This window comes from Mycobacterium sp. RTGN6 (assembly GCF_033804605.1).
Taxonomy (GTDB): domain Bacteria; phylum Actinomycetota; class Actinomycetes; order Mycobacteriales; family Mycobacteriaceae; genus Mycobacterium.
Window position 1 is genome coordinate 112,075 of record NZ_JAPZKZ010000011.1, and the last position, 12,185, is coordinate 124,259.

The following is a 12,185-nucleotide window of genomic DNA, read 5'->3' on the forward strand; positions in this document are numbered from 1 at the left end:
GGTACTTCCTTTCTAGTGGGTGGGTCAGGCCGCCGCGGCCAGGGCGGGCTTCTCGGTGACGGATTCCAGTGTCTTGCCGAACGTCTCGGGCCCGAAGCGAGCGGCGACGACCAGCAGTCCGTACATGACGGCGATCATGGCGAACACGCCTGCGACGCCGGCCCGGTCGAAGAAGAACAGTGCGGCGAAGGGCATGACGGCGCCCGCGACGTTCCCGATCCCGTTGACGACCGAGGTGCCCATGGCCCGCACCGAGGTTGGGAACAGTTCGGGCGACCAGACTGACAGCATCGTGTTGAGCATCATGGTGAAGAACTGGAAGATCATGCCCAGCACCAGGATCAATACCGTCGTGTTGGCGAACGACGCGAAGCAGATGGCGGAGATGCAGCCCAGCACCGCGGCAATCGTCACCGTCAGCCGCCGTGGCGCCTTGCCTGCCAGATAGGACGCGGCGCAGGCCCCGAACAACGACCCGATGTTCATGATCATGGTGAACGCCAACGAATCTGACAGTGAGTAGCCCCGCGAGACCAGCAGGATCGGCATCAGGAACAGCAGGGTGACCTGAGCGCCGAACGACATCCAGGAGGCGGCGCCGATCGCGGCGGTGCGCTTGAGGTTCTGGCCCTTGAACACCTCGGCGTAGCTGGACTTGACCTTCTCGGGGATGTCGGCTGCGGTGACGAATTCCTTCGTGATGCCGGGCTTGCGCAGCGCGGAGATGGATCCGCTGGCCAACCGGGTCAGGCTCTGGTTGGCGTCCTCGACGCGGCCCTTGGACAGCAGGAAGCGTGGCGACTCGGGCAGATAGCGCCGGAAGAAGACCACCAGCACGGCGGGCACGGCGAGTAGTACGTAGGTCCACCGCCATGCGGTGTCGTTGCCGCCGAGGACTCCGTTGAGCGGTCCGAGCACCAGCCAGAAGAAGCCGAAGGAGGCGATGTTGCCGATGCCGCCGGAGGAGATGTTCAGCGTCGCGAGCAGTGAGCCGCGGTGCCGGGTGGCGACGATCTCGGCCAAGATGGCAAGACCCACGGTGAACTCGCCGCCGAGCCCGATGCCGACGATGAACCGGCTGGCCAGCAGCATCTCGTAGTTGACGGCGACGGCGCTGATCAGCCCGCCGAGGGTGTAGACGAGCAGGTTGAGGCTCAGCGCGGCACGCCGTCCCCAGCGGTCGGCGATGTAGCCACCGATGAGGCGTCCGGCTAGTCCGCCGAGCACCGTCGCCGTGTTGATCATGGTCAGTTCGCCGTTGCCGATGCCGAAGGACTCCTTGAGCAGCGGGCCCATCGCGCCCGTCGAGTTCTGCTCGAGCGAGTCGAAGAACAGACCGGCCATCAGCAGCAGGATCAGGGCAGCCTGGACCCGGCCGAAGCCGATGCGGTCCAAGGCGGCGGTCAGCCCGGGCGACGCGGCGGGGTCTTCGGTGGTGCCGGGGGGAAGTGAATCGGTCTTCGTGCGGGTGAGGGACATCTCTTGCTCCGGGTGGGTGAGTCGACACCGACAGCGGTTGCGTCGGTGAGCCGACCCCTAGTCGTCCCCGACTGAAATCGTGCTGAGCAAGTTGTATACGAAATCTGTTACACAACGGTTTCCCACCAGGCATATTACGTTACGAACACGAAAACTCAGCCTCGATTGTAATACAATTGGCGAACCACTGGCTCGGTGGCGACTTCTACTCGTGGTCGAACTTGTCGGCGAAGTAGCGCTCGTCTCGCTGCAGATGCTCATCCATCAGATACCCGGCCTGCATGACCGATCCGTTCACGATCGCGATGGCCAGCACACGGTGATCACTGGTCGACGCTTCCGGATTGTGGCCGAGCCCCCACTGCACTCGACGGTTGACTCCGGCCAGCATCTCCTCGAGCTGCCGGTTGCCCGACGCGGCGGCGACCAGTTCGTGGAACGACGGCCCGTCGTTCCCGTGCTCGTGGTGCTGGTCCTCGGCGAACGCGGCCAATTCGCCTGCGACCGCCCCGCCGCGATTCTCGGCCGCCAACTGGGCGGCGAGAATCTCCAGACCGCGGCGGATCTGCAGCAGTTCCCGACTGTCCTGGATCAGCGTCTCCGACACCGCGGCGCCGCGATAGCGGACAATCGTCACGAAGCCCTCGGACTGCAGCCGGGTCAGCGCCTCCCGCACCGGGACACGCGACACCCCGTAGCGCTTGGCGATCGCTTCCTCGACCAGGCGTTCGCCGGCCGCCAACCGGCCCGCGAGGATTTCCTCCCGCAGCGCATGGGCGATCGAGTCGCCAGTCGACTCGACTCGGGACAACGGCTCGGCCACGAAACGCAGCCTAAACCCGGGGGGACGGCTAGCTGGGTAGGCCGATTCGCCGGTAGCGGCGGAGCCTGGCCGCCAGCCGGTCGGCGTCGGGAACCGATCGCAGCTGGTGGAGTTCGTCGGCGATCGTCGCCGACAACCGTGCGGTGAAGTCCGCCGGGGTGTCCGCGGCGTCCGAGTGCTCGGGCACGATGACGTCGACGATCCCGTTGCGCATTAGATCAACCGAGCGAATGCCTTGTGCCGCAGCAAGTTCCGGGGCATGAGCGACGTCGCGGTAGACGATCGCACTGGCCCCCTCCGGCGGCAGCGGGGCCAGCCAGCCGTGCAACGCGGCCAGCACCCGGTCGGCGGGCACCATCGCCAGCGCGGGTCCGCCGCTGCCCTGCCCGAGCAGCACCGACACCGTCGGGGTGTCGAGCGTGACGAGTTCGGCCAGACAGCGCGCGATCTCGCCCGCCAGCCCGTCCTGCTCGGCCTCCACCGACAACGCGGGCCCCACGGTGTCGATGACCAGCACCAGCGGCAGCCGCAGCCCCGCGGCCAGCACCATCCCGCGGCGGGCTTCCCGCAGGGCCGCCGGACCGACCAACCCGCCGACGGTGCGCTGCTGGCCGACCACCACCGTGGGCTGGCCGCCAAAGCGAGCCAGCGCAAGCACCGTCGTCGCGGCCTCTCCGCGCTCGGTGCCCGACAGCAACACCCGCTCCGTCGTCCCATGCCGCAGCACGTACCCGATGCCCGGCCGGTCGGGCCTCCGCGACGCGACGACGGAGTCCCAGGCGGGCACGTCGGGCACGGGCTCGACGGCAGGCGGCTCGGGCGGCAATCCAGGTGCGTCCGAGACCACCTTCAAGGCGCGGTCCAGGGTGGCGCGCAGCAGCTCGAGCGGGACGACGCCGTCGATGACGCCGTGGCGGTGCAGGTTCTCCGCGGTCTGGATGCCCGGCGGGAACGGCTCGCCGTACAGATGCTCGTACACGCGCGGCCCGAGGAAGCCGATCAGTGCGCCGGGCTCGGCCGCCGTGACGTGTCCCAGCGAGCCCCACGACGCGAACACCCCGCCGGTCGTCGGATGGCGCAGATAGACGAGGTATGGCAGGTGGGCCTGCTTGTGCAGTTCGACGGCGGCCGCGATCTTGACCATCTGAAGGAAGGCGACGGTGCCCTCCTGCATGCGGGTGCCTCCTGAGCTCGGCGACGCCACCAGCGGCAAACCCTCGGCCGTCGCCCGCTCCACCGCTGCGGTGATGCGCTCGGCGGCGGCCACGCCGATCGATCCCGCCAGGAAGTCGAACTCACACGCCACCACGGCGACCCGGCGCCCGAACACCCGGCCCTCGCCCGTCAGCACCGATTCGTCGAAGCCCGTCGCCGCCCGGGCTTGCGCCAGTTCGCGGCGGTATTCGGCCTCGGGATGCACGTCGAGCGGCGCGGTGTCCCAGCTGACGAACGATCCTTCGTCCAGCACGGCATCACGCAGCGCAACGGCACCGATTCGGCTCACAGAGAGAGGCTATCGGGACGGTCGATAGGCTGGCCCAATGATTGGTGTCACCCGGGAGGGTCATGTCACGACCCTCGAACTGCAGCGGCCGGAGCGCCGCAACGCGCTCAACAGCGAACTCGTCGACGGGCTGCGCGTCGCCATCGAGGAGGCGGCCGCCGAGGACGTCCACGCGATCGTGTTGACCGGCCAGGGCACGGTGTTCTGCGCCGGCGCCGATCTGTCCGGTGACGTGCTGGCGGCCGACTACCCCGACCGGCTGATCGCGCTGAACCTCGCGATCGACAAAGCGCCGATGCCCGTCATCGGGGCGATCAACGGCCCTGCGATCGGCGCGGGCCTGCAGCTGGCCATGATCTGCGACCTGCGCGTCGTCGCCCCCACGGCGTTCTTTCAGTTCCCCATCGCGAAATACGGCCTGGCGCTGGACAACTGGAGTATTCGACGGCTGACGTCACTGGTCGGATACGGCCGGGCCCGCGCGATGCTCATCGCGGCCGAGAAGTTGCCGGCCGACGTCGCGCTGCAGACCGGCATGGCCAACCGAATCGGGACACTCGAAGACGCACAGGCCTGGGCCGCCGAGATCGCCGGGCTGGTGCCGATCTCGGTGCAGCACTCCAAGCGCGTGCTCAACGACGACGGTGCCTACGAAGACCAGTGGCCCGCGCACAAGGAACTGTTCGACGAGGCGTGGGCCGTCGTGCGCGGCGAGGGCTAGGCGATCGCATGCTGAAAGAGGCGGCGCGCCTGGTCGGGGGGACGGCGGCACTGGTCACCGGCGGTTGGGCGCTGCGCGCGCTGCAGGGGGCGCCCGCGGCACTGGGTGCCTCCCCAGTCGAGATCAACCCGGTGGCCAAGGGCTCGCCGAACTATCACGACGGCGTCTTCCGGAACCTCGAACCGGCCTCGGAGACCAGCATGACGCGCCAGGACCAGTGGCGCCTCGTCCACCAGGTTCTGTCGGGCGGCGCCGACCAACGTCCCGCCGGGCCGATCCCGCTGGTGACACCCGATGCGGGCCGGCCCACCGCCGACCTCGCCGTGACCTGGTACGGCCATTCGTCGGCGATAATCGAACTGGACGGCTACCGCGTGCTCGCCGACCCGGTATGGGGTGAGCGGTGTTCACCGTCGCGCGTCGTTGGCCCGCAGCGGCTTCATGAGCCGCCCTCGGCACTGGATGCGCTGCCCGCGATCGACGCCGTCATCATCAGCCACGACCACTACGACCACCTCGACGTCGACACGGTCAAGCAGCTCGCGCGCACCCAGCGGGCGAAGTTCTTCGTCCCGCTCGGCATCGGCGCGCACCTGCGCGCGTGGCACATCCCGGCCGACCGCATCGTCGAACTCGACTGGAACGAGGCCGCACAACTCGGCGACCTGACGCTGGTGTGCACGCCAGCGCGGCACTTCTCGGGCCGCTTCCTGTCGCGCAACGTCACGCTGTGGTCGTCGTGGGCGCTGATCGGACCGTCGCACCGGGCGTTCTTCGGCGGCGACACGGGATACACGAAGAGCTTCACCGACATCGGGGCGGATCACGGTCCGTTCGACGTCACGCTGATGCCCATCGGGGCCTACCACCCGGGTTGGCCCGACATCCACATGAACCCCGAGGACGCCGTGCGCGCCCACCGCGACGTCACCGACGCGGGCCTGCTGGTGCCCATCCACTGGGCGACGTTCCGGCTCGCCCCCCACCCGTGGTCCGAACCGGTCGAGCGTGTGCTCACCGCCGCGGATCGCGAGGGCGTGCGCGTCGCGACGCCCAAACCGGGCGAGCGCGTCGAACCGGGGGTCGCGGCATTGGCGACGTTAGGCGCGTGGTGGCGGCCCTGAACGGCTAGCGTGCTGGTGTGAAACCGTGGATGCGGATCCGGCCCGTGCTCGTCGTGGCCGCCGCCGCGTTGTTGTTGTCGTCCTGTGACGCTCCGCCCAAGCAGGAGCCGCCACCGTCGGCCGCCCCGGCGAGCTCGAACGTCCCGCCGCCTCTGGTTCCGGCAATGCCGTTGCCGGACAACGCCGTCGAGCACGCCGTGGGCAAGCTCGACGGACTGATCGACGACCTGATGAAGAAGTCGGGCCTGCCCGGCATGGCGGTTGCCGTGGTGCACGGGGGAAAGACCGTGTACGCAAAGGGCTTCGGCGTCAAGGACGTTCGCAACGGTGACGGTGCCGACAACAAGGTCGATCCCGACACCGTCTTCCAGTTGGCGTCGCTGTCCAAGCCATTGGGTTCCACCGTGGTCGCGCACCAGGTTGGGGTGAACGCCGTCAGCTGGGACACCCCGATCGTCGAGAAGCTGCCGTGGTTCGCGCTCGCCGACCCCGCCGTCACGAAGATGGTCACGGTCGGGGACATGTACTCGCACCGGTCTGGGCTGCCGGATCACGCGGGAGACCTGCTGGAGGACATCGGGTATGACCGCCGCCAGGTACTGGACAAGTTGCGCGACTATCCGCTCGATCCGTTCCGAATCTCCTACGCCTACACCAACTTCGGGTTGACAACCGCGGCTGAGGCGGTGGCGGTCGGCGCGGGTAAGTCGTGGGAAGACCTCAGCCAGGACGTGCTGTACAAGCCGCTCGGGATGACGTCGACCAGCTCGCGGTTCGACGAGTACGTGGCCCGGCCCAACCGCGCCGTCGGGCACATCCACCTCGGCGACCGCTACGAGCCGGACTACGTGCGCGACCCGCAGCCCCAGGCGCCCGCCGGTGGGGTCAGCAGTTCGCTCAACGACATGACGCACTGGATGACGATGATGCTCGCGAACGGAACCTACGAAGGCCAGAAGATCGTCGACCCCAACGCGCTGCTGCCCGCACTCACCCCGCAGAGCGTGTCGGACCGCGCGAGCGAGCCCGCCATGCGCTCCGGGTTCTACGGCTATGGGTTCAACGTGAGCACGACGTCGGCGGGCCGCCAGCAGCTGAGCCACTCGGGCGCGTTCGAGTTGGGGTCGGGGACCAACTTCCTGATGTTGCCGTCGGCCGACGTGGCCATCGTCGTGCTGACCAACGCCACGCCGTCGGGCGTACCGGAGACGCTGTCGGCCGAATTCGCCGACCTGGTTCAGTTCGGCGAGGTGCGCGAGGACTGGTGGACGCCGTACCACAACGCCTTCGAGCACATGGAGCAGCCGGTCGGATCGCTCGTCGGCCAGCAGCCGCCCGCCAACCCCGCACCGCCCGCGCCATTGGCGAGCTACGTCGGTGAGTACCAGAACCCCTTCTGGGGGCCGGCGCGCGTGACGGAGAAGGACGACGGGCTGGAATTGGCGATCGGGCCGAAACTGGTGGTGCCGCTGAAGCATTGGGACGGAAACGTCTTCAGGGTCAGCTTCGTCACCGAGAACTCGCCGCCCGGCAGCGCCTCGAAGGCGACGTTCGACGGGAACACGCTGAAGCTGGAGTACTGGGACGAGTTCGGCAAAGGAACGTTTACCCGATGACTAGTGCACTCGCCGTTGGCCTTTCCGATGCGGAGGTGGCGCAGCGCGTCACCGACGGCCATACCAACGACGTCCCGAGCCGGGCCGCGCGAAGCGTCTCCGAGATCGTCCGCGCCAACGTGTTCACCCGCATCAACGCGATCCTCGGCGTGCTGTTGATCATCGTGCTGTCCACGGGATCGGTGATCAACGGGCTGTTCGGGTTGCTCATCATCGCCAACAGTGGGATCGGCATCATCCAGGAGCTCCGGGCCAAGCAGACGCTCGACAAGCTGGCCATCGTCGGGCAGGCAAAGCCGTTGGTGCGCAGGGAGTCCGGAACCGTCGCACTGTCGCCAAACGAAGTGGTGCTCGACGACGTCATCGAGTTGGGGCCCGGCGACCAGATCGTCGTCGACGGCGTGGTGCTCGAGGAGACCAACCTGGAGGTCGACGAGTCCCTGCTGACGGGCGAGGCCGACCCGATCGACAAGGACGCGGGCGACCCCATCATGTCGGGCAGCTTCGTCGTCGCGGGCAGTGGCGCGTACCGGGCCACCAAGGTGGGGCGCGAGGCCTACGCGGCACAGCTGGCCGAGGAGGCCAGCAAGTTCACCCTGGTGAAGTCCGAATTGCGCAGTGGCATCAACACGATCCTGCGGGTCATCACCTACCTGCTGGTCCCCGCCGGCCTGCTCACCATCTACACGCAGCTGTTCACCACCGACGTGGGCTGGCGAGAGTCTGTGCTGCGCATGGTGGGTGCGCTGGTGCCGATGGTGCCCGAGGGCCTGGTGCTGATGACGTCGATCGCCTTCGCCGTCGGCGTGGTCCGGTTGGGCAGGCGCCAGTGTCTGGTGCAGGAACTGCCCGCCATCGAGGGGCTCGCCCGCGTCGACGTGGTGTGCGCCGACAAGACCGGCACGTTGACCGAGAACGGCATGCGGGTAAGCGATCTCAAGTCGCTTACAGCAGATGACGTGGGGAACGTGCTGGCGCAGCTCGCCGCGGACGATCCCCGCCCGAACGCCAGCATGGCCGCCATCGGCGAGGCCTACAAGATGCCGCCGGGCTGGGTGGCGACGGCGAGCGCACCGTTCAAGTCGGCGACCAAGTGGAGTGGCACTTCCTATGGCGAGCACGGCAACTGGGTCATCGGGGCGCCCGACGTGCTGCTCGATCCCGCCACGCCCGACGCCGAGGAGGCGGAGCGGATCGGCGCGAAGGGGCTGCGGGTGCTGTTGCTCGGATCCTCCGACCGGTCCGTCGACGCCGCCGACGCACCAGGGGTGGTCACCCCGGTGGCGCTGGTGGTGCTCGAGCAGCGAGTCCGACCCGACGCCCGCGACACGCTGGATTACTTTGCGTCGCAGAAGGTCACGGTCAAGGTGATCTCCGGCGACAACGCGGTGTCCGTCGGCGCGGTGGCGGGCTCGCTGGGGCTGGAGGGCGAGACGATGGACGCCCGCAACCTGCCCGAGCAACCAGACGCGCTCGCCGACGCGCTGCAGGAGTACACGACCTTCGGCCGGGTGCGGCCCGACCAGAAGCGCGCGATGGTGCACGCGCTGCAGTCCCGCGGCCACACCGTCGCGATGACCGGCGACGGCGTCAACGACGTGCTCGCGCTCAAGGACGCCGACATCGGCGTGGCCATGGGGTCGGGCAGCTCCGCGTCGCGTGCGGTGGCGCAGATCGTGTTGCTGGACAACAAGTTCGCCACGCTGCCCTACGTGGTGGGCGAGGGCAGGCGCGTCATCGGCAACATCGAACGCGTCTCCAACCTGTTCCTGACCAAGACCGTGTACTCGGTGCTGCTGGCGATGCTGGTGGGGTTGGCGGGGCTGGCGTCGAAGTTCTTCGGCACCGACCCGCTGCTGTTCCCGTTCCAGCCGATCCACGTCACGATCGCCGCCTGGTTCACCATCGGCATCCCGGCGTTCGTGCTGTCGCTGGCCCCGAACCACGAACGCGCCCACACGGGGTTCGTGCGCCGCGTGATGATGTCGGCGATGCCGTCGGGCCTCGTCGTCGGCGTCGCGACGTTCACCTCGTATCTGCTCGCCTACCAGGGCCGCGCGTCGACCCTGACCGAACAGACGCAGGCGTCCACGGCAGCGCTGATCACGCTTCTGGTCAGCGCGGTGTGGGTGCTCGCGGTGGTGGCGCGGCCGTACGAGTGGTGGCGGGTAGCGCTCGTTGCGGTCTCGGGGATGGCGTACGTCGTCATCTTCTCGATCCCCGTGGCGCGCCAAGCGTTCATGCTCGATCCGTCCAACGTCAAGGTCACCGCCACGGCGCTCGTCATAGGGTTGGTCGGAGCCGCGCTGATCGAGGTGATCTGGTGGGTTCAAGGACGCACTCTCGGGGAACGCAGACAGCTGTGGCGTTCGTCGTGAGCGCCCAATGACGAAGGAATAGGGTCGGACCATGGGATTTATCGACACGCTGAAGAACCTGGTGAGCAAGAACGCCGACAAGGTCGACACCGCGATCGACAAGGTCGGCGACGTCGTGGACTCGAAGACGGGCGGCAAGTACGCCCAGCACGTCGACAAGGTGCAGGACGCGGCGAAGAAGGCCGTTGACGGCACCGAAGAGAAGGCGCCGACGCCGCCGGAGGCCCAGCCTTCGCCCGAGCCCAAGCAGCCGCCGGCGGCACCGCCCACCTCGTAGGCGATGGCGAAGCTGTCCGTTTCGGTCGACGTACCGCTGTCGCCCGAGCAGGCCTGGGCGGCGGCGTCGGACCTGTCGCGGTACAAGGAGTGGCTGTCCATCCACCGGGTGTGGCGCAGCAAGCTGCCCGAGACGGTGGAGAAGGGCACCGAGCTCGTCTCCATCGTGGAGGTCAAGGGCATGCCCAACCGCATCAAGTGGACCATCGTCAACTACCAGCCGCCGGAGTCGATGACGCTGAACGGCGACGGCAAAGGCGGCGTCAAGGTCAAGCTGATTGGCAAGGTCAGGCCGTCCGAGCAGGGTTCGACGGTGCAGTTCGACGTGCACCTCGGTGGGCCTGCGCTGTTCGGGCCCATCGGGATGGTCGTCGCGGGCGCGCTGAAGGGCGACATCCGCGCTTCGCTCGACAAGTTCAAGTCAGTCTTCGCGTGACCGCTTCCGCCGTCGACCAGATCCTGGGCCGAAAGTCGTGACCTACGAATACGGCATCGACTTCGACGCCATCGAGGCCATCGACATCCACACACACGTCGAGGTCGACTGTCACGGGCACAACGCCTACGACGACGAGTTGGTCGACGCGACGCGGGCGTACTTCAAGATGGGTGACACCGCCGCCGCCACCGTCGACGAACTGGCCGCGCACTACCGCGAACGCAATGCCGCCGCAGTGGTATTCACCATCGACGCCGAGACGGCGACCGGCCACGCCCCGAACTCCGTTGAGGACCTGATCGCAGGCACCGCCCGCAACAATGACGTGCTGATCCCGTTTGGGACCGTCGATCCGCTTGCGGTCGAGCGCGCCGTCGCCCGAGTGGGTGAGCAGGTCGCGCTCGGGGTGAAGGGCTTCAAGTTCCATCCGAGCGTGCAGGCGTTCGAGCCCAACGACCGTCGCTTCTACCCGATCTACGAGGCGATTGCGGAGGCCGGTGTGCCCGCGCTGTTCCACACCGGACAGACCGGGCTCGGCTCGGGGTTGCCCGGCGGGCACGGCATCAAGATGCGCTACAGCGATCCGATGCTGCTCGACGACGTCGCGGCCGACTTCCCGAGCCTGACCATCGTGATGGCCCACCCGGCGGTGCCGTGGGTGGACGCGCAGATCGCGATCGTCGCGCACAAGGCCAACGTCTACCTGGATCTGTCCGGCTACTCGCCGAAGTACTTTCCGCCGCAATTGATCCGTGCGCTCGGCAGGCAGCTGCGCACCAAGGCGCTGTTCGGCACGGACTACCCGTATGTCCAGCTGGACCGGTGGAAGAAGGACTTCGCGGCGCTGGACCTCGACCCGGAGCTCGGGCCGCTGATCTTCAAGCAGAACGCGCTACGGGTGCTCGGCCTCTAGACGCAGGTTGCGATGAGTTTTCCGAGGGCCGCGGGTCGGTATGGATGACCGATTCACCCACCCATGGAGGCCACCGTGACCACCCGCAACAGCGCCCCGCTAGGCGCGCCCACCTGGATCGACCTCGCGACGTCTGACTTGACGCAGGCCAAGGACTTCTACGGCGAGATATTCGGCTGGACGTTCGAGTCGTCCGGCGAGGAGTACGGCGGCTACGTCACCGCGTCGTGCGACGGACGCACGGTCGCCGGATTGATGCCCGTCGACCCGCAGTGGAACGCACCGGACGGGTGGACCACCTACCTCCATACCGCTGACGTCGACGCCACGTTGCGGGCCGCGGTGGACGCGGGCGCCAACTCCTGCGGCGGCGCGATGGACATTCCCGCCAAGGGCCGGATGGCGATGCTCATCGACCCGGCGGGCGCGACGTTCGGGTTGGGCAGCCGACCGGCCACCTGGGCTTCCAGGTGGTCGGCGAGGCCGGCTCACCCGTCTGGCATCATTTGGCCACCCACGACTTCCGCGCCGCGGCAGACTTCTATGGCACGGTCTTCGGTTGGCAGCTGCAAGTCGAGTCAGATACCGACGAATTCCGCTACAGCAACGCCATTTTCGACGCTGAGCCATTGCTCGGCGTCATGGACGGGTCGGCCTTTCTCGGCGATGCGCCGTCGACGTGGTCGGTCTTCCTTGGCGCCGAGGACGTCGACAAGACCATCGCTCTGATCACCGACCACGGCGGCACTGTCGTCCGCGCCGCGGAGGACACCCCGTACGGCAGGTTGGCCGCAGTCGCCGACCCGACGGGCGCGGCGTTCAACCTGTCGTCGCTGCGGGACTGACGCTGGTCTGGACACGCTACTTCGGAAACCTTCGCCATGACGGGCGAAGCATGGCGGGCCAAGATGG

The 12,185-nt window shown here is 67.9% G+C and carries 9 protein-coding genes and 2 pseudogenes; 8 read left to right on the forward strand and 3 right to left on the reverse strand.

The window, feature by feature from the left end; translation table 11 throughout:
• Positions 1-24: 24 nt before the first annotated feature.
• From SLQ33_RS25485 to SLQ33_RS25495, 3 genes are all read right to left on the reverse strand, one after another.
• A complete protein-coding gene (locus tag SLQ33_RS25485; protein ID WP_319456683.1) occupies positions 25-1,479 on the reverse strand; it encodes an MFS transporter in 1,455 nt (484 codons plus the stop codon).
• A 205-nt stretch (positions 1,480-1,684) separates the two neighbouring features.
• The gene (locus SLQ33_RS25490) at positions 1,685-2,302 is read right to left on the reverse strand and encodes a GntR family transcriptional regulator (RefSeq protein ID WP_319456684.1); all 618 of its coding nucleotides are present in this window, start codon (positions 2,300-2,302) and stop codon (positions 1,685-1,687) included.
• A 28-nt stretch (positions 2,303-2,330) separates the two neighbouring features.
• Positions 2,331-3,806, reverse strand: coding sequence for a carboxyl transferase domain-containing protein (locus tag SLQ33_RS25495; RefSeq protein ID WP_319456685.1), 1,476 nt, complete (start codon positions 3,804-3,806; stop codon positions 2,331-2,333).
• 37 nt (positions 3,807-3,843) lie between these two features.
• On the opposite strand from SLQ33_RS25495, the pseudogene SLQ33_RS25500 reads away from it, so the two are divergent.
• From SLQ33_RS25500 to SLQ33_RS25535, 8 genes and pseudogenes are all read left to right on the forward strand, one after another.
• Positions 3,844-4,503, forward strand: a pseudogene (locus SLQ33_RS25500) (enoyl-CoA hydratase); the annotation flags it as partial.
• A 32-nt stretch (positions 4,504-4,535) separates the two neighbouring features.
• Positions 4,536-5,651, forward strand: a complete 1,116-nt coding sequence (locus tag SLQ33_RS25505; RefSeq protein ID WP_319456686.1) for an MBL fold metallo-hydrolase — start codon at positions 4,536-4,538, stop codon at positions 5,649-5,651.
• A 29-nt stretch (positions 5,652-5,680) separates the two neighbouring features.
• A complete protein-coding gene (locus tag SLQ33_RS25510; RefSeq protein WP_319456835.1) occupies positions 5,681-7,267 on the forward strand; it encodes a serine hydrolase in 1,587 nt (528 codons plus the stop codon).
• Positions 7,264-9,645 carry an HAD-IC family P-type ATPase gene (locus SLQ33_RS25515; protein ID WP_319456687.1) on the forward strand — a complete coding sequence of 794 codons (2,382 nt, stop codon included), beginning with the start codon at positions 7,264-7,266 and terminating at the stop codon, positions 9,643-9,645. The genes SLQ33_RS25510 and SLQ33_RS25515 overlap by 4 nt, the downstream gene beginning before the upstream one ends.
• 31 nt (positions 9,646-9,676) lie before the next feature.
• Positions 9,677-9,922 (forward strand): antitoxin, encoded by a 246-nt coding sequence (locus SLQ33_RS25520; protein ID WP_319456688.1) that lies wholly within the window; start codon positions 9,677-9,679, stop codon positions 9,920-9,922.
• Positions 9,923-9,925: 3 nt separating this feature from the next.
• A complete protein-coding gene (locus tag SLQ33_RS25525; RefSeq protein WP_319456689.1) occupies positions 9,926-10,357 on the forward strand; it encodes an SRPBCC family protein in 432 nt (143 codons plus the stop codon).
• Between the two features lie 37 nt (positions 10,358-10,394).
• A complete protein-coding gene (locus tag SLQ33_RS25530) occupies positions 10,395-11,273 on the forward strand; it encodes an amidohydrolase family protein (RefSeq protein ID WP_319456690.1) in 879 nt (292 codons plus the stop codon).
• 75 nt (positions 11,274-11,348) lie between these two features.
• Positions 11,349-12,118, forward strand: a pseudogene (locus SLQ33_RS25535) (VOC family protein).
• Positions 12,119-12,185 lie beyond the last annotated feature (67 nt).

What these genes read in the sequence shown, in the direction of transcription:
- SLQ33_RS25485 (WP_319456683.1), bottom strand. Translation starts at nt 1,479, where the DNA reads ATGTCCCTCACCCGCACGAAGACCGATTCACTTCCCCCCGGCACCACC.
- SLQ33_RS25505 (WP_319456686.1), top strand. Translation starts at nt 4,536, where the DNA reads ATGCTGAAAGAGGCGGCGCGCCTGGTCGGGGGGACGGCGGCACTGGTC.
- SLQ33_RS25510 (WP_319456835.1), top strand. Translation starts at nt 5,681, where the DNA reads ATGCGGATCCGGCCCGTGCTCGTCGTGGCCGCCGCCGCGTTGTTGTTG.
- SLQ33_RS25515 (WP_319456687.1), top strand. Translation starts at nt 7,264, where the DNA reads ATGACTAGTGCACTCGCCGTTGGCCTTTCCGATGCGGAGGTGGCGCAG.
- SLQ33_RS25520 (WP_319456688.1), top strand. Translation starts at nt 9,677, where the DNA reads ATGGGATTTATCGACACGCTGAAGAACCTGGTGAGCAAGAACGCCGAC.
- SLQ33_RS25525 (WP_319456689.1), top strand. Translation starts at nt 9,926, where the DNA reads ATGGCGAAGCTGTCCGTTTCGGTCGACGTACCGCTGTCGCCCGAGCAG.